This is a genomic window from Nonomuraea sp. B10E15 (genome assembly GCF_039871615.1).
Taxonomy (GTDB): domain Bacteria; phylum Actinomycetota; class Actinomycetes; order Streptosporangiales; family Streptosporangiaceae; genus Nonomuraea.
In genome coordinates this window covers 248,480-264,052 of the sequence record NZ_JBDPMB010000007.1, presented here as the reverse complement: position 1 = coordinate 264,052, position 15,573 = coordinate 248,480, and the positions used below count along the sequence as shown (strand labels likewise).

Annotated in this window: 18 protein-coding genes; 10 read left to right on the top strand and 8 right to left on the bottom strand. The window is 71.6% G+C overall.

Going from position 1 to position 15,573, the window contains the following annotated elements; genetic code table 11:
• Window positions 1-67: 67 nt before the first annotated feature.
• The gene (locus tag ABGB14_RS22595; protein WP_347645798.1) at window positions 68-664 is read left to right on the top strand and encodes a helix-turn-helix domain-containing protein; all 597 of its coding nucleotides are present in this window, start codon (window positions 68-70) and stop codon (window positions 662-664) included.
• A gap of 58 nt (window positions 665-722) precedes the next feature.
• Here ABGB14_RS22595 and ABGB14_RS22590 read toward each other — a convergent pair whose 3' ends face one another.
• Window positions 723-1,619, bottom strand: coding sequence for a helix-turn-helix transcriptional regulator (locus ABGB14_RS22590; protein WP_347645797.1), 897 nt, complete (start codon window positions 1,617-1,619; stop codon window positions 723-725).
• A gap of 285 nt (window positions 1,620-1,904) precedes the next feature.
• Between ABGB14_RS22590 and ABGB14_RS22585 the strand changes: the two genes are divergently transcribed.
• The 5 genes from ABGB14_RS22585 to ABGB14_RS22565 all read left to right on the top strand — a co-directional run bounded on the left by ABGB14_RS22585 (window position 1,905) and on the right by ABGB14_RS22565 (window position 6,783).
• Window positions 1,905-2,981, top strand: coding sequence for a kelch repeat-containing protein (locus ABGB14_RS22585; protein ID WP_347645796.1), 1,077 nt, complete (start codon window positions 1,905-1,907; stop codon window positions 2,979-2,981).
• Between the two features lie 469 nt (window positions 2,982-3,450).
• Entirely contained in the window at window positions 3,451-4,620 is a 1,170-nt protein-coding gene (locus ABGB14_RS22580) for an RNA ligase RtcB family protein (RefSeq protein ID WP_347645795.1), read from the top strand.
• Window positions 4,617-5,273, top strand: a complete 657-nt coding sequence (prfH, locus tag ABGB14_RS22575) for a peptide chain release factor H (protein ID WP_347645794.1) — start codon at window positions 4,617-4,619, stop codon at window positions 5,271-5,273. Before ABGB14_RS22580 ends, prfH begins: the two co-directional genes overlap by 4 nt.
• A gap of 81 nt (window positions 5,274-5,354) precedes the next feature.
• Window positions 5,355-5,909 carry a dihydrofolate reductase family protein gene (locus tag ABGB14_RS22570; RefSeq protein ID WP_347645793.1) on the top strand — a complete coding sequence of 185 codons (555 nt, stop codon included), beginning with the start codon at window positions 5,355-5,357 and terminating at the stop codon, window positions 5,907-5,909.
• Window positions 5,910-6,009: 100 nt separating this feature from the next.
• On the top strand, window positions 6,010-6,783 hold the full coding sequence (locus ABGB14_RS22565; RefSeq protein ID WP_347645792.1) for a ZIP family zinc transporter: 774 nt from the start codon (window positions 6,010-6,012) through the stop codon (window positions 6,781-6,783).
• 140 nt (window positions 6,784-6,923) lie between these two features.
• On the opposite strand, the gene ABGB14_RS22560 is transcribed toward ABGB14_RS22565, so the two are convergent.
• Window positions 6,924-7,571: a hypothetical protein gene (locus ABGB14_RS22560; protein WP_347645791.1), complete on the bottom strand. Its 648-nt coding sequence runs from the start codon at window positions 7,569-7,571 to the stop codon at window positions 6,924-6,926.
• Between the two features lie 159 nt (window positions 7,572-7,730).
• Between ABGB14_RS22560 and ABGB14_RS22555 the strand changes: the two genes are divergently transcribed.
• Together ABGB14_RS22555 and ABGB14_RS22550 are read left to right on the top strand one after the other, a co-directional pair.
• Complete coding sequence (locus tag ABGB14_RS22555; RefSeq protein ID WP_347645790.1) at window positions 7,731-8,189, top strand: N-acetyltransferase; 459 nt, start codon at window positions 7,731-7,733, stop codon at window positions 8,187-8,189.
• A 99-nt stretch (window positions 8,190-8,288) separates the two neighbouring features.
• A complete protein-coding gene (locus tag ABGB14_RS22550) occupies window positions 8,289-9,188 on the top strand; it encodes a LysR family transcriptional regulator (protein WP_347645789.1) in 900 nt (299 codons plus the stop codon).
• 8 nt (window positions 9,189-9,196) lie between these two features.
• Here the strand turns inward: ABGB14_RS22550 and ABGB14_RS22545 are convergent, their stop codons facing one another.
• From ABGB14_RS22545 to ABGB14_RS22530, 4 genes are all read right to left on the bottom strand, one after another.
• Entirely contained in the window at window positions 9,197-9,919 is a 723-nt protein-coding gene (locus tag ABGB14_RS22545) for an SDR family oxidoreductase (protein ID WP_347645788.1), read from the bottom strand.
• Window positions 9,920-9,979: 60 nt separating this feature from the next.
• Complete coding sequence (locus tag ABGB14_RS22540) at window positions 9,980-10,774, bottom strand: oxidoreductase (RefSeq protein ID WP_347645787.1); 795 nt, start codon at window positions 10,772-10,774, stop codon at window positions 9,980-9,982.
• 186 nt (window positions 10,775-10,960) lie between these two features.
• Complete coding sequence (locus ABGB14_RS22535) at window positions 10,961-11,359, bottom strand: VOC family protein (RefSeq protein WP_347645786.1); 399 nt, start codon at window positions 11,357-11,359, stop codon at window positions 10,961-10,963.
• A 135-nt stretch (window positions 11,360-11,494) separates the two neighbouring features.
• On the bottom strand, window positions 11,495-11,884 hold the full coding sequence (locus tag ABGB14_RS22530) for a hypothetical protein (protein WP_347645785.1): 390 nt from the start codon (window positions 11,882-11,884) through the stop codon (window positions 11,495-11,497).
• A 162-nt stretch (window positions 11,885-12,046) separates the two neighbouring features.
• Here ABGB14_RS22530 and ABGB14_RS22525 point away from each other — a divergent pair, with 162 nt between their 5' ends.
• Both ABGB14_RS22525 and ABGB14_RS22520 read left to right on the top strand, forming a co-directional pair.
• Window positions 12,047-13,474, top strand: coding sequence for a protein kinase (locus tag ABGB14_RS22525; RefSeq protein ID WP_347645784.1), 1,428 nt, complete (start codon window positions 12,047-12,049; stop codon window positions 13,472-13,474).
• A 93-nt stretch (window positions 13,475-13,567) separates the two neighbouring features.
• Window positions 13,568-14,629 carry a Glu/Leu/Phe/Val dehydrogenase dimerization domain-containing protein gene (locus tag ABGB14_RS22520; RefSeq protein WP_347645783.1) on the top strand — a complete coding sequence of 354 codons (1,062 nt, stop codon included), beginning with the start codon at window positions 13,568-13,570 and terminating at the stop codon, window positions 14,627-14,629.
• A 28-nt stretch (window positions 14,630-14,657) separates the two neighbouring features.
• On the opposite strand, the gene ABGB14_RS22515 is transcribed toward ABGB14_RS22520, so the two are convergent.
• Window positions 14,658-14,981, bottom strand: coding sequence for a hypothetical protein (locus ABGB14_RS22515; RefSeq protein WP_347645782.1), 324 nt, complete (start codon window positions 14,979-14,981; stop codon window positions 14,658-14,660).
• A 104-nt stretch (window positions 14,982-15,085) separates the two neighbouring features.
• Window positions 15,086-15,526 carry a hypothetical protein gene (locus ABGB14_RS22510; protein ID WP_347645781.1) on the bottom strand — a complete coding sequence of 147 codons (441 nt, stop codon included), beginning with the start codon at window positions 15,524-15,526 and terminating at the stop codon, window positions 15,086-15,088.
• Between the last annotated feature and the right edge of the window lie 47 nt (window positions 15,527-15,573).

The window sequence follows — 15,573 nt, the reverse complement described above, 5'->3', positions numbered from 1 at the left end:
ACATGTTTGTATACTTCAATGTATATTAAGCTACATGTAGACTTCTGCTTCTACAAGTGGAGGTGGAATGAGCAACCCCGGCGCTGACACCCCTTCGGCCCCGCCGGTACGGCGACTGCGTCGCGCCGAACGGCGCGAGCAAATCCTGGACGCCGCCACCCGGGCCTTCGCCCGCGCCGGGTATGCCGCCACCGGCCTGGACGACATCGCAGCCGAGGCCTCCCTCACGCGAGCGATGTTGTATCGGCACTTCGACTCCAAGGCCGATCTGTACCGGGCCGTGCTCGACCGGGCATGCATGCGCCTGGCCGAGGCGACCGGCGCCGACGACTTCGATGACGACGCCATCCCCGCCCTGCTGCGCGCCGCGGCGGCCGACCCTGACGGGTTCAGGCTGCTGTTCCGCTACGCCGCCCGCGAGCCCGACTTCCGCGACCTGATCGACTCCATCACCGCCGCGTCCCGCGAGGTCGGCCGCCGCAATCTGGCTCGCGTCATCCCGGAGGGGCCATGGCTGGACTGGGCCGCCAACCTGATCCCCGGCTTCACCCTGGAGGCCGTCATCGCCTGGCTGGACGCAGGTCAGCCAGACCCAGGCCAAGCCGCCGAGCGGATCAGCCAGGCCGTGCACGGCGTCATGGCCGCCGCCCATCCCACCGCGTGACGGGAAACCGGCGACCAGGCGCTGGAGGCGCACGGCCCGCCGGGGAAGCTGCCGCCGATCATCCGGTCGGCGCGTCCGCGCCCACGTCCGGACCGCTGAGGCTCGCTTCCGTCGCGTCGGAGCTCATGTCCTGGGTGCCTATGACGGACAGCAACTCCAGCTGGGCCGCACCCTGGCTGCCGGGCGGCGCGGTGAACCACAGCAGGCGCTGGCGGCCGTCCTCGCTGAACAGGCTGTGGCAGTCCACCTCGATGATCCCCAGGGCCGGGTGGACCAGGCACTTGTGGTCCGCCCGGCGCAGCGCCACGTCGTGGGCGTCCCACAGGGCGGCGAACTCGGCGCTGCGCCGCCGCAGCGCGGCCACCATCCGCACCACGTGGGCGTCGCGGCCGCGCCGGGCAGCGACCGCCCGCAGGTCGGACACGAAGACCCGGGAATGGTGCGGGTGCTCGTCCGGCGGGTAGAGCGCGCGGGCGGCGGGGTCGGTGAACCAGCGGTAGACGTAGCTGGCCTCCGGGCCGCGCCTCATCGGGTGCCGGCCGATCAGCGCGGCGGCCAGGTCGTTCTGTACGAGGGTCTCGTGCAGGTCAGTGATGATCATCGCGGGCGTCGTGGCCAGCCGGTCCAGCATGGCCAGCATGGCGGGCTGGACGTGCGCGGCCGGGCCGTGCGCCGCCGAGACAGGCCGGCCCGCGAGATGGAACAGGTAATCGCGCTCGTCACCCTCCAACCGCAGCGCGCGGGCGAGCGCGGCCAGCGTCTGGGCCGACGGCTGGGCGCCGCGCCCGCGCTCCAGCTCGGTGTAGTAGTCCGCCGACAAGCCCGCGAGTTGCGCGACCTCCTCCCGGCGCAGCCCTGGCACCCGGCGCCGGGGGCCGGCGGGCAGGCCGACGTCGGCCGGCCGGACCCGGGCACGGCGAGTCTTCAGGAACGCGGCGAGTTCGCGGAGGTTCACCTCTCCATCGTGACCCCTGGCGGCCGGTCGTAGCCAGGGGATGACAACCCCTGGGTGAACACAGCCCTGGCCGGCGGGCGGGTCGCGGGCGAGCGTGGACGTCACCCCGCCTCCACGGGCCAGTGGACGGGAACCCGCTACCCACCCCAGGAGATCTCTTCATGCGTGTCATCACCCAGCGCGCCCTCGGCGGGCCCGGCAAGCTCGTGCTCGTGCCCTGACGGCGGCCGCACCCCTGCTCCCTGAACCACCGAAGACCCCGTACCAAGGAAGGCAAGGAGAATCATGAGACGCGGTATCGCCCTACTTCTCGGCGCGGTCATCGCGGCGGGCCCCAGCCTGCCCGCGCACGCGCACCCCGGCCACCCGACGCCCACGACACCCGCCGCGACGCCCGCGGCGGCCGACCCGACCTACGGGAAAGGGTGGCAGGCGCGGGCGTCGATCGGCGGCGGGCCCCGCCAGGAGCACAGCGTCGCCGCGCTCGGCCACCGGGTCTACGTCCTCGGCGGCATCGTCCCCGACCCGGCCGGCGGCGTCGTCACCACCGGCCGGGTGGAGGTCTACGACACCCGGCGCGACACCTGGTCGGAGGCGGCCCCGCTGCCCGTCGCGATGAACCACCCCAACGTGGCGACGGTCGGTGGCCGGATCTACGTGCTCGGCGGGCTGTCCGGCGGCGCGTCGTGGCAGGCCCTGCGTGACAGCTTCGTGTACGACCCGCGTACCGACCGGTGGACGCCGTTGCCGCCGATTCCGGCCGGCATGGAGCGGGGAAGCGCCGCGATGGGCGTGCGCGGGACGAAGATCTATCTCGCGGGCGGCATGCGCACCCTGACGCCCGGCCCCGGCGGCCTGCAGGACACGGTGGCCCTCGTGTCGTCGTACGACGTCGTGACCGGCCGGTGGGAGAGCCTGCCGAGCCTGCCGCAGGCGCGCGACCACGTCGGCGGCGCCATCATCGGCTCGACCTTCTACGTGCTCGGCGGCCGCGACCGGGGACAGGTCAACGTGCGCGACACCGTGTACGCGCTCGACCTGCGCTCCCGCCGCTGGTCGGAGCGGGCGCCGATGCCGACGGCCCGGGGCGGGATCGCCGCCGCGGCCGTGGGCGGCACGATCTACACGTTCGGCGGCGAGGGCCGGCACGACGGAACGAACCCGAACACGGTCTTCTCCGAGACCGAGGCGTACGACGCGGCGCGCGACCGCTGGGTGCGCCTGGCGCCGATGCCGGTGCCCCGGCACGGGACCGCCGCCGTCGCGGTGGGCGGCACGATCTACATCCCCGGTGGCGGCACCGCGGGCGGGGCGGCTCCCGTGGACGTCAACGACGCCTACCGGCCGAAGGCCGCCCCGTAACCGAGAATGACGGCCTCCGACCTGCGGCTTCTCAGCCGCAGGTCTTCCGCTTGGCGGACCTTGACAGGCGGCCGCAGGACCATGATCCGGGGATATGGTGCCCCGCTCCTTGAGTATCGCGGGCGCAGCCGTACGACATGCAATTGAATTCCTTCCGGAACGAGCCGTACGGCGACGCTTGCCCGGGCACCGGGTCGCTTGACATGCTCGCGCCCGTGATCGATGCCCATCGCCCCGTCGAGGCCACCCGACGGCTCGATCCGCTGCCATGAGACCACGTGCGTTCTCATGCGCAAGAGCCTGTGACTTCAGGCCCCTACGGCGAAAATCGTTTGCTCCGCGTGGCGGGCTCAGGAAACGTGGTGTTCATGAGGCTTTGACGGACACCACCCCCTGCTCCGAGATGCCACGGCGCCGGCTCGCGCCGTGATGCCGCCTGCCCGCACCCAGTTCAGTGAAGAGAGCGTCTTTGTCCCAGCAATCCCCCGCCGTCGGACCGGCCACCGTCACCGTGTTCGCCTCCCCCACCAGCTGGATCGAGTCCGACGCCGTCGCGCAGTGCCACCAGGTGGCCGCCCTCGACGGCATGACCCATGTCGCCGCCATGCCGGACCTGCACCCCGGCAAGGGCGCCCCCATCGGCGCCGCCATGGCGTCGACCGTCCTGTACCCGTTCCTGGTGGGCTCCGACATCGGGTGCGGCATCGCCGTGTTCCCCGTCAAGCTCAGGCGCGCCGTACCTGAGAAGCTCGCCGCCCGGTTCCCCGATCTCGACCGCGCGCTCGACCCCGAGCAGGATGCCGACGACCCGGCCTGGGACGTGGTGAAGGGCGACATCCCCGCGGGCCACGTCGAAGGCCTCGGGACGGTCGGCCGGGGCAACCACTTCGTCGAGCTGGCGCGCATCGGGGCCGTCTTCGAGCCCGGCCACGCGAGCCGGCTCGGACTCGCCGCCGGCGACCTGGTCCTCATCGTCCACAGCGGTTCCCGAGGGCTAGGCGAACGGATCCTGCGTGCGCACACCGAGGCCCACGGCGCGGGCCCCGCCCCCGATCCCGATGCCTATCTGGCGATGCATGACGACGCCGTACGCTGGGGGTCGCTCAACCGGCGGCTGCTGGCCGCCCGGGTCGCCCGCGCGCTGGGCGCGGAGCCCGCCGAGCCGATCGTCGACCAGTGCCACAATCTGGTCGAGATCCGCGACGGGATCTACCTGCACCGCAAGGGTGCGGCGCCGGGTGACGGCCGCGACGTGCTCATCGCCGGCACGCGAGGCACCCCTTCCTACCTCGTGGCCGGCCACGCCGGGCCGGACGCCGGCCACTCCGTGGCACACGGCGCGGGCCGCAAGATGTCGCGGGCCGACGCCCTGCGCCGCGGCCGGGCCAAGCACACGGTCGAGGAGCTGCGCCGTACGCCCGTGGGGTCGCTGGTGGTGTGCGGCGACCGCCAGTTGCTCTTCGAGGAGGCGCCGACGGCCTACAAGCGCATCGAGCAGGTCATCGCCGACCTCGTCGAGCATGACCTGGCCACGCCCATAGCCACCACGATCCCCCTGGTCACGTACAAGACGCCCGACCTCGCGTCCACGCCCGGAAGGGACCGCCGGGACCAGCGCCGCAAGCGGGGGCGGCCGTGAGCGTCCACCTGCTCCTGTCGGCCGGGCGCGGCCCGCAGGAGTGCGCCTGGGCACTGGCCCGGCTACTGCGCCGCCTGGAAACCGACGCCACCAGGCAGGGTCTGGAGACCCATCGGGCCCACACCGTCCCCGGTGACCGGCCGGGCACCTACCGATCGGCCCTCATCCGGATCGCAGGCGACGGCGCCGAGACGTTCGCCGCCTCATGGAGCGGAACCCTGTGCTGGCAGGCCCCCAGCCCCTACCGGGCCAGGACCGGCCGGAAGAACTGGTACGTCATCGCCCGACCGTGCCAGGTCGACACCCCGCGCACGACGTTCGACGAAGCGGACGTCGACATCGTCGCCTGCCGCACCGGCGGCCCCGGCGGGCAACATCGCAACAAGGCCAGCACGGCCGTACGGGCCACCCATCGGCCCACCGGGATCGTCATCGTGGTCGACACCGAGCGGCGGTTCAGCCTCAACCGCCGCATCGCCATGCGGCTGCTGCGGCAGCGCATCGAGCACGGCGACGAGGCAGCGGAGCGCGCCGTCACCACAGCCCGCTGGCGCATCCACGACGAGCTCGTACGCGGCGACCCCACCCGCGTCGAACGCCCGGTACGGTCTCCACGCCGACCCGGGAATCCGGCCAGGTGGGCGGGTGCGTGACCACGGGTCCTGCCTGCGATGAGTTCCGGCGCTCCGCCGGGTCTCCACTCCCGACGATTTCTACGACCAAGGAGAGGTTTCGTGGGCAAGGTCATCTACTGGATGAACACCTCGATCGACGGCTACATCGAGAATGCCGAGGGCGGCATGGACTTCCAAGACCCGGGCGAGGACTTTCACCAGGCGGCGAACGACCACGTTCGCCGGATCGCGGCGTTCCTGTTCGGGCGGCGGCTGTACGAGGCGATGGAGAAGCCCTGGACGCAGGACCTCGGCAAGGAAGGCGCCCCGGCCGTCGAGCGGGAGTTCGCCCGGTTGTACAAGGAGACGCCGCGGTACGTCTTCTCCGACACCCTCCGGACCGTCCCCGAAGGGATCACGATCGTCCGTCGCGAGGACGCCGTGTCCGAGGTGACGCGCCTCAAGCGGGAGATCGACGGCACCCTCCAACTCGGCGGCCCCGAGCTGGCCGCCTCCCTGCTGGACCTGATCGACGAGTTCTGGGTGTACGCGTTCCCCGTGATCGTCGGGGGCGGCAAGCCGTACCTGCCCGTGGAGGAAGTACTGCGGCTGCGCCTGGTCGAGCACCGTTCCTTCGCCTCGGGAATCATGTTCCGCCGCTACGTACGGTCCTGACCGGTCCGGGAGCGGGCCCGCGCTAGCCGGGGCGAGGGACGCCTGTGGCCCGGCGCGGCGGCACTGGCGGCGCAACGAGGGCCGGACCCGTTTGGAGGGGGTGGCGGGAGGGCAAGCGCTGATCATGCCGGAGTGGTTGCAGGCGGGCGGGTGGGGGCTGCTGGCCGGGTTCGCGCTCGTGCTAGGAGCGCTGGCCGGGTACACGGTCCGGCTGCCACAACGGCTGATCGCGTCGGTGATGGCGTTCGGCGCCGGGGTGCTGATCTCCGCGGTGTCGTACGAGCTGATCGAGGAGGCGCACCGCCGCGCGGGACTGGCTCCCGCGGTGGTGGGTGCCGTGTCCGGCGCGGTCCTCTACACCGTCTGCAACGTCCTGCTGGCGCGGCGTGGAGCCAGGCATCGCAAGCGCTCCGGTGACCGGCATCCGTCGCAGCAGGAGGGGTCGGGGACGGCGATCGCGCTGGGCGCGGTGCTCGACGGGGTGCCGGAGTCGCTGGTCATCGGCGCGAGCCTGCTCGGCGGGGGTGCGGTGAGCATGGTGACCGTGGCGGCCGTGTTCATCAGCAACGTGCCCGAGGGCCTGTCCAGCGCGGCCGGCATGCGCCGGGCCGGGCGATCCAGGACGTACGTGTTCGGGTTGTGGATCGGGATCGCCGGGGTCAGCGGCCTGTCGTCGCTGGCCGGGTACGCGCTCCTGGGGCAGGCGCCCGCGGCCGTGCTGGCGGGCATCATCGCGCTGGCCGGCGGAGCGATCCTCACCATGATCGCTGACACCATGATCCCCGAGGCGTTCGAGTCCTCGCACCTGCTGACCGGTCTCATCACGCTGGCCGGTTTCCTGGTCGCGTTCGCCGTGTCGAAGGCCGGCGGTTGAGCGCAGCGGTATCGCTCGCCTGGCGCGCGGGAAACGCCTACGGCCTGTTTGCCGCTCACGCTGCCGAGCGCGTGGACATCGCCTGATCACGGCCGCCGCAGACCCTACGCAATGCGTACGGCACGCGGGCCCGCGCCTGGTCACTCGTCGTCCTGATCCGCCGGCTCCGCGGGCGGTGCGATCTGCAGGGGTGTCGCGGCCCCGGCGGCGAGCTCGCGCCCTTGACTCAGGGTGTGGTCAAGCTGCCTGGCCAGGTGTGGGAGGGTCGCCGGAGGGAGGTATCCGTCAGCGCCCGCGTCGAGCAGTCGCCGGACCGGGCCGTGGTACTGCACTCCGAGTTCGTGGTCCTCGATCTCGGCGACGATGACGCGAGCTTTCGGGAACATCGATCGAAGCGCTGCGATCAGCTGCGGGCTTCCCGGGGGCACCAGCAGCACGTCGGTGGTCGCGGGAGCCGCGTGCATGTCGAGCACCACGTAGTCCGCCCCGAGCTGGGTGGACAGCGCAACCCTCGCCGCGGTCGACAGCTCCATCGCGGTGGCCACGACGGTCACGCCCGCGTGGTCGATCGGCACTTGGTCGTCGCTCTCGTCCGGCGTGTCGCGATCGACGACGGCGCCCTGGATCACGTCGATGGTGCTGGAGATCGTCGCGATCGACTCGCCGTCACGCGTGAGGACCAGGTTCTCACCGGGCTCGAGGGCGTCGATGAGCGCCACGACGTCGTCGGGAAGGCGGGTCACGTCGATGCGCCGCGTGGAGCGTGAGGCGCGTTTGCGGATCACCATGCCTCGGGCAGGCCGTTCAACCAGATCATCACCTATGCCCCCTCTTGTGCTGTGATCTTTGTTGGATGCCGCTCCGCGACCATTGGTTCGGCACCGCGCCGCGGTTTCCCGCAGACCCTCCGGCGACGAACACCAGCTCGGCCTCGTAGCCTCGGCCTCATGAACAACCGCGCCTTCGTCCCCGGCGACTTCGTCGTCCCCGTCAACCTGGTCACCCCACAGTTCCGCCTGGAACCCCTGGGGCCCCAGCACAACGCCGCCGACCACGCCGCCTGGGCCGGCAGCATCGAGCACATCCGCGCGACCCCGGGCTTCCCGGACGGAAGTTGGCCTCCCCTGGAGGGCATGACCTCGGAGGCGAACCTCGCCGACCTGGAACGCCACGCGAACGACTTCGCCCGGCGCCGCGGATTCACCTACACCGTCCTGGACGCGGCCGGCGACGAGGTGATCGGCTGCGTCTACATCTACCCCTCCCGCAGCGACGACCACGACGCTGACGTGTCCTCCTGGGTCCGGGCCGACCGCGCCGAGCTGGACGTGCCCCTGTACGAAGCCGTGACGGCCTGGCTGTCCGCGCGGTGGCCCTTCGAGACGCTCGACTACGCCCCGCGCTGAGGTGGTCCCCGCGGGCGCCGGGAGAAGCCGCCCGCGTACGCGAGCGGTCACAAGGTCCTCGTATAGCATTACATGATTACAGAAGCGAGGACGGTGCCGATGAGCCTTCGTCAGTACGAGTACGCCTTGGCCGTCGCCGAGGAGGGATCGGTGACGGCGGCGGCGGAGCTGCTGCGCGTCGCCCAGCCGTCGGTGTCCCAGCAGATCCGCAGCCTCGAGCGGGAGCTCGGCGTGACGTTGTTCACCCGCACGCCGACCGGGCTGGTGCCCACCGCGGTCGGCCGGGCGTTCCTGCGGGAGGCGGAGGTCGCCGTGAACGCGTCGCGGCGGGCGCGGGCGACGGCGCGGGCCGGCGTCGGCGAGCTGGTGGGCGAGCTGCTGGTCGCCGCGCAGATGGGCCTGGGCACGCGGCAGCTCCCGAGCGCGCTGAGCGAGTTGCGCCGCCGCTTCCCGCAGTTGGAGGTCACCGTCTTCGAGGAGCCCAACCCCGCCGAGATGGAGCGGCTGGGGCGCCGGGGCGTGCTCGACCTCGTCCTGGTGGCCAAGACGTGCGACGAGGGCAACGCCGTCGCCCATCACCTCGGCGACGAGGAGTTCGTCGTGGTGCTGGGCGCCGGGCACCGGCTGCTCGCCCGCGACCGGGTCGACCTGCGCGAGCTGGCGGAGGATCCGTGGGTGCGGTTCGACCGCGACAGCACGCTCGACTGCGTGATGCAGGACGCGCTGCGCGACAACGAGCTGGCCCCGGCCACGGTCGCCCGCGTGTCCCAGACGGGCACGGCGATCCGCTGCGCCGCCCACGGGCTGGGGGTGACGCTCGTCCCGGCCTCCGCGGTGCCCCACGATTACGTGCACCTCACGCGCCCGGTGTCCCCGGCCGTGTCGCAACCCGTCATCGCCGGGCTCCGGCACGCCGCGGACCCCGCGGAGCTGGCCCTGCTCGACCTGCTGCGCCAGGAGACCTGGCACAGGTCCGCTTCCGTCTCACCGGTGCCCTGACGAGCCCGCTAGATGACGGCGCCGCCGGCGTCGACGTGGAGCGTGGTGCCGGTGATGTAGCCGGCGCGAGGAGAGGCCAGGAAATAGATCGCCTCGGCGATCTCCTGCGAGCTGGCCGTCCTGATCCCCATGCTCTTGGCCAGGCCCTCGTTGCCCTCCGGGCCGTATTCGGCCAGCACGCCTTCCGTGCGGGTCGGGCCGGGAGAGACGCTGTTGACGCGTACGCCGCCGTCCGCGAACTCCAACGCCCACGTACGGGTCAGCGCGGCCAGCGCGGCCTTGGACGCGCTGTAGACCGAGGCGCCGGCGAAGGCCCTGGTCGCCGCGAGTGAGGTGACGTTGACGATGCTGCCCTCCCCCTTCTCCATCATGGCCGGTACGAGCGCGGCGACCAGGAAGTAGGCACCGCGCACGTTGGTGTCGAAGATCCGCTCGTACCCCGACACGCTCTGTTCGACGGTGAGCGAGGAAGGGAAGGCGGCGGCGTTGTTGACGAGGATGTCGACCGGACCGCTCTGGCGGCCCAGTGCGGCGACCGCGTCCAGGTCGGCCATGTCCGCCGCGACGAACCGGACAGCGCCGTCCTCCCGCGCGGCGTGGACGGCGTTCTCGCCGCGCTGGACATCGCGTCCGGTGATGACGACCTCGGCGCCCGCGCGGGCCAGCAGGCGGGCGGTTGCCAGGCCGATGCCGGAAGTGCCGCCCGTGACGAGTGCGGTTTTACCCTGCAATTCCATTCCCCAAGGCCTTTCATGAAACTTTTCGAGTGGCGTCCAGAAATGCGATCGACGTCAGCCCATGGGGAATTCCCCGCCGTCCACGATGAGATTCCTTCCGGTCAGCCAGCCGGCCCGGTCGGAAACGAGGAAAAGCACGGCGTCGGCGATGTCGTCGGGCCGGCCGTCGCGCCCCAGCGGCACGATGGGGCCGTCGGCGTCGTTCCGGTCCGGCGCCACGCCCATGCGCGCGGTCACCTCCGCCCACCGCCGGCGCGTCTCTTCGCCGCCGGGGGTGGCGACCCTGCCGGGAGACACGGTGTTGACCCGGATCCCGTGCGGGGCCAGCTCCAGGGCCAGTCCCCGGCTGTAGGTCACCAGCGCCGCCTTCGCCGCCGCGTAGTGCAGGAACAGCGTCACCTCCGGCGTGAGGACCGCGGCCGTGGAGATGTGCACGATCCTCCCGAAACGCCGTTCCCGCATCCCGGGCACCAGCAGCGCGTCCAGCCGTACCGACGCCAGGTAGTTCAGGTCCAGCGCGTCCTGCCACTCCTCGTCGGGGATGGCCGAGCTGCCCTCGTGCGGCTGCGCCCCGCCCGCGTTGTGCACCACGACGTCCACCCCGCCGAGCACCTCCTGCGCGGCCTCGGCGAGCGCCTGCGCTCCGGCGCGTGTCCGCACGTCGGCCGCCACGAAGGCGGCGCCCTCCGGCACCGTGCTCGACGCCGACCTGGCGGTCGTGAGCACCTCGGCGCCCGCGTCAAGGAGATGGCGTACGACGGCCGCGCCGATCCCCCGCGTGCCACCCGTGACCAGTGCTCGTTTTCCCACGAGTTCCGGCGTTCCCGACCTGTTTTCGACCACGGTCATGTCAACAATCCTCTCGTTCACGTGTCAGTCCGCCCGACGGAAAGAAATCGCGATTCTCGGGAATGATCGCGGAGAGCCCGTCGTCGAGCTGTTTCACGCTACGTCCGGAAAAGAACGAGAGGCAAAGACGAAATGCCAGCAGGCGCCATAGGCGATTCCTATGGCACCGCCTGCGGGTCCCCCGGGTCAGCCTGCCGGGAGCGCGGCGTACAGATCCACGCCGTTCCCGTCGGGGTCGGCCACCGTGGCATAGCGCATGCCCCAGAACGCGTCGAACGGCTCGGCGATCCCGCGACAGCCCGCTTCGAGCAGATCAGCGTATGTGGCGTCCACCGCGGCCGGGGTGTCGAACTCGAAGCACAGCAGGGTGCGCGGGCCGCCGGTCGGCGCGCTCCAGCCCGGCAGGAACGGGGTGCGGAAGCCCTCGGTGTCCAGCATCACGTGCAGCCCGTTCGGCAGGTCGCAGCCGGCGTGCTCGGGCGAGTGCTCATCGACCTTGAACTCCAGCCCCAGCCGCGCGTAGAACGCGATCGAGGCCTCCAGGTCGGACACGATGATGTCGATGGTGTTCAGTGCGGGATGCATGATGCGCTCCTTGCAGATGGGTGGGGCCTTTCAGGGGCGTCACCGGCGGCCCCTCATCTCCAAGACGATCGGCCGAGCGTGCGACACGACACGGCTCTCACGTTTCCGTACGGCGGCACAGGCCCCTCGTCCTGCTCAGTAGATGCGGTACTTCTTGCCGCAGTTGTCGAACTTGCCGGCCCAGCAGGTGAACGTGTACACCTTCTTGATCCCGTGACCCTGCCAGGCGCCCGTGACCTTGCCGTCCCACGCCTTGTTGAACCTCTTCCACTGACCGCCCTGGTACACCTCGAACCAGACCCAGCCCTTCTTGCCGCCGACCTTGTCCACGCCGTACCACTTCGTGAAGACCTTCCCGTGGCTCTCCCACGTCCTGCCGAACGTGTACGCCTTGCCGTCGCTGGAGAAGACCTTCCCCCAGCTCGTCGTGGAGTGCGTGGTCGCCTGGGCGGCGGCCGGGACCAGGGCCAGGCCGGTGACAGCCATCGAACCGGCAAGAGCGGCGATCGCAAAGGTCTTACGCATTTCGGGTTCCTCCCCGTGTCGGTGTGATCCGGTGACAGGGACATTACGGAGACCCGCAGCGATCAACTGTGGACGAATCCACACACCGGATGTGATCAGCGCCACAGGCGGCCCGGCTTAATAGGATCGCTGCTGTTGCGTTGGTCCGGCGAGCGGAGCACGATGAGCGACCCCGGCGGCTTCGGCCCCCTGGCGATGGACGACCGCGAGCCGATCGGCCCCTACCGGATCGCAGGCCGGATGGGCGCCGGTGGCATGGGGGTCGTCTACGCCGGGATCGCGGCCGACGGCACCCGGGCCGCGGTCAAGGTCATCCATCCGGGATTAGCCGCCGATCCGCAGTTCCTTGCCCGTTTCGTGCGCGAGGTCGACCTGCTGTCCCGAGTACGCGGGCGTTGCACGGTCGCCGTGCTGGCCGCCGACACCACAGCGATGCCTCCCTGGCTGGCCACCGAGTTCGTCCCCGGCCCGACGCTCAGCACCTACGTCCAGGAGAACGCCCCGCTGCGCCCGGACGAGCTCCTCCCGTTCGGCCTGGACATCGCCGAGGCGCTCACCGACATCCACCGGGCCGGCATCGTGCACCGCGACCTCAAACCGGGGAACGTGATCCTCTCCGCCTCCGGCGCGAAGGTCCTGGACTTCGGCATCGCCCGGGCCCTCGACGAGAGCGGGCTCACGGGCACCGGCGCGCTGATCGGGACTCCCGGCTGGATCAGCCCCGAGCAGTACCGCGGCGACGAGGCGGACACCGCCGCCGACGTCTTCGCCTGGGGCGCGCTGATGGTCTACGCAGCGACCGGCCGCCCGCCGTTCGGCACCGGAGCTCCCGACGTCCTCGCCTACCGGGTCATGAGCGTCGAACCGGATCTGTCCGAGGTGCCCGCCCCGCTCCACGACCTCGTACGCGGCGCGCTCGCCAAGGAGCGCACGGCCCGGCCCAGCGCGTACGAACTGCTCGACCGGGTCACCGCGCTCGCGTCGGGCACCAAGCCCATGCCGCCGCCACCGCCACCGCGGCGCAGGCGCCCCGCGGTGCCGCTGTGGTCGGCCGCCGTCGCCGTCGCGGCGGTCGCGGCCGCGGGAGCGGTGTTCGCCACCAGCTCGCGGGGCACACCCGAGGCGCTGCGGAGCCCGAGCACCACCCCCACGTCCACGTACGAGGAGAGCCCCGAACCCTCGGCCGAGGCGTCGACGGCGAGTGAGTCCCCCGAGGACGCCCCCAGCACGACCGAACCGCCCAGGAGGAAGACCTCCAGCCCGACGAGGAGGGCGAGCACGCGCCGCACCGACGCCGCGGTTCCCTGCGCGTCCGACGCCTCGATCATCCGGCAGGTCGCCGCGCTGAACGGCGGCAGCCTGCCGGGGGATGCCGTGGTCGCGCGCAAGCGGTGCTCGGGCCCCTGGGTCGCGGCCGAACTCGACTCCCCCTCGGTCGGCGGCATCGACCTCATCGCCAGGCGGAACGCGACCCGGTTCCTCGACGGGGAGATCGGCAGCAACTTCTGCTCGCGGGAGTCCCGGCCGGCGCTCCTCGCGAGCGCGCCCGCGAGAATCCGGACCTTCCTCTGCCCTGACGGCTTCCAGTGACGAAGCGAGCTCTGGTGGACACGGGGCCGGTTCGCGTCGAGATTGGTCGTCAGGCGCGGATCGGACGCGGCTCGGACGACGTGAGGAGTGCGCATGAGGATCGTGGAACTGGCCTCGGTGGACGGATGCATCGCCTTCGACCTGGACTGCCCGACGAGCGCGGGCGGCACCCGGCTCGCCCCTGACGTCACCCGCGGCGAGGCGGGGCTGCTGGCGCGGGCGATGACGTACAAGCTGGCCGTGCTCGGCGAGCGGATCGGCGGCGCCAAGGCGGTGCTGCGCGCCGAGCCCGGACACCGGACGGCCACCCTGGCCCGTTACTGCCAGGAGATCACCCCGATGGTCGAGAAGGGCGGCTTCCTCACGGCCTCGGATCTGGGCACGCGTACGGAGGATTTCGCCTCGTTGCCCGGCTACCGTACCGGCTCGGTGATGCACCAGGAGGTCGGCGGCGAGCTGGTGGACACCATGGTGACGGGCTTGGGCGTGGTCGTCGCCGCGGAGACGGCGCTCGGCGGGCTGGCCGGGCGCACGCTCGCGGTGGAGGGGTTCGGCAAGGTGGGTGGCGCCGTCGTCCGGGAGGCCGCGCGGCGGGGGGCACGCCTCGTCGCCCTCTCGACCCTTCACGGATGCGTCACCGACCCCGCCGGGCTGGACGTGTCCGCGCTCGAGGAGTCGCGCGCCGAGCACGGCGACGCCTGTGTGCGCCTGCTCGGCCTGCCGGTGCGGCCCGCCGAGGCCCTGTACGGGGTGGCCGCGGACGTGCTGGTGCCCGGCGCGCGGACCGGCACCCTGACGGCCGAACGGGCGGCCGGGGTGCGCGCCCGCCTGGTCGCTCCGGCGGCGAACGTCCCCTACACCGAGGCCGGGCTGCGCACCCTCGCGGAGCGGGACGTGGTGACGCTGGCGGACTTCGTCTGCGGGGCCGGCGCCACGATCGGCTACCTCGCCGAACGCGCCGGCCGGGTCTCCGGCGCCGCCTCGGCGCGGGAGCTGGTGGAAGAGCGGGTCGGCCGGCTCACCGGCAGAGCTCTGGAGCATCCCGGCGGCCCGTACGCGGGCTCGTGCGCCGTGGCGGAGGAGTTCCTCGCCACCTGGCGCGACGCACCCGACCTCGCCGCCGGACCTCCCCTCGCCCCCGAACCTGGCCGGTGACCGCCCTTTTTGCGCGGGTGATGGCCGGTCAGCACTTCGTGAGGTTGTAGAAGGTGCCGGGCGACCTGTAGTAGTGGGTCCGGTGCTCACCGGGTCTGATGGTCCAGCACGGTCCGTCGGGCCACGAGGCGATCCTCGCCCTCACCGTGTTCGTCTGCCCGCACTTGCTCTTGATCGTGACGCTGCGGTAGAAGCCGACGTCGCTGCTCCGGATGTCGTAGCAGGGGATCCTGGCGTCGGTCGTGGCCGGGGCTGTGGCGACGTCCGCGCCGGCGTGAGCGGCATTCATGACGCCGGCTCCGGCGAGGGCGCCTGCCAGCACGAAGGCGCCCCCGAAGATCGCGGCACGCATGGTGTGTTCCTCTCCTTCCGGTCGCGGCCGGCGCGGCGGTGGGCCGCGCCGCTCTCGTAAACCCCGAACCGTAACCGGGTCAAAGATTCCTAAACCCGAAGGGATCACCTCGCGTCCGGGCCGGCCTCTCGCTCGCGTGCCTCCCGCAACTTGCCCGTGGCGACGAAGCCGACCGCGATCCGGTAGAAGCCGGCGATCGATTCGCCCTCTTCCGCCCCGCCACGGAACTGCTTGCGCACCTTCGTGAAGGGGAAGGCCATGCTGCCGTCGGGAAGGAGCACGCCCCACGCGCCATCGTCCGTCCTGCGCCAGTGACCGTCCGTGGCGGCGGCGACGCAGGCGCCGAGAAACGAGCCGAGCACGCCGACCAGCCCGTCGATCTGCTCCGGGTCGAAGCCGGGACGGGAACGCTGGCGCTCGATGAAGCCGTCGACCCACTCGACCGACTCCCGGTTGAGGCCGAAGTCCACGTCGCTCAGCGGCCCCAGCCGGTCGATGGCCAGGGTGACATTCTCCTGGATCAGCCGCAGCTCGTCTTCCTCCATTCGAGGATGGTGGCATCGCCGGCTGACCCGATCAATCCGGTTTCCGG

Bases quoted from the DNA above. Each gene is read 5' to 3' on its own strand.
- ABGB14_RS22510 (WP_347645781.1), bottom strand. From the start codon at position 15,526: ATGGAGGAAGACGAGCTGCGGCTGATCCAGGAGAATGTCACCCTGGCC.
- ABGB14_RS22585 (WP_347645796.1), top strand. From the start codon at position 1,905: ATGAGACGCGGTATCGCCCTACTTCTCGGCGCGGTCATCGCGGCGGGC.
- ABGB14_RS22550 (WP_347645789.1), top strand. From the start codon at position 8,289: ATGAGCCTTCGTCAGTACGAGTACGCCTTGGCCGTCGCCGAGGAGGGA.
- ABGB14_RS22595 (WP_347645798.1), top strand. From the start codon at position 68: ATGAGCAACCCCGGCGCTGACACCCCTTCGGCCCCGCCGGTACGGCGA.
- ABGB14_RS22555 (WP_347645790.1), top strand. From the start codon at position 7,731: ATGAACAACCGCGCCTTCGTCCCCGGCGACTTCGTCGTCCCCGTCAAC.
- ABGB14_RS22560 (WP_347645791.1), bottom strand. From the start codon at position 7,571: ATGGTGATCCGCAAACGCGCCTCACGCTCCACGCGGCGCATCGACGTG.
- ABGB14_RS22515 (WP_347645782.1), bottom strand. From the start codon at position 14,981: ATGCGTGCCGCGATCTTCGGGGGCGCCTTCGTGCTGGCAGGCGCCCTC.
- ABGB14_RS22525 (WP_347645784.1), top strand. From the start codon at position 12,047: ATGAGCGACCCCGGCGGCTTCGGCCCCCTGGCGATGGACGACCGCGAG.
- ABGB14_RS22530 (WP_347645785.1), bottom strand. From the start codon at position 11,884: ATGCGTAAGACCTTTGCGATCGCCGCTCTTGCCGGTTCGATGGCTGTC.
- ABGB14_RS22540 (WP_347645787.1), bottom strand. From the start codon at position 10,774: ATGACCGTGGTCGAAAACAGGTCGGGAACGCCGGAACTCGTGGGAAAA.
- ABGB14_RS22535 (WP_347645786.1), bottom strand. From the start codon at position 11,359: ATGCATCCCGCACTGAACACCATCGACATCATCGTGTCCGACCTGGAG.
- ABGB14_RS22520 (WP_347645783.1), top strand. From the start codon at position 13,568: ATGAGGATCGTGGAACTGGCCTCGGTGGACGGATGCATCGCCTTCGAC.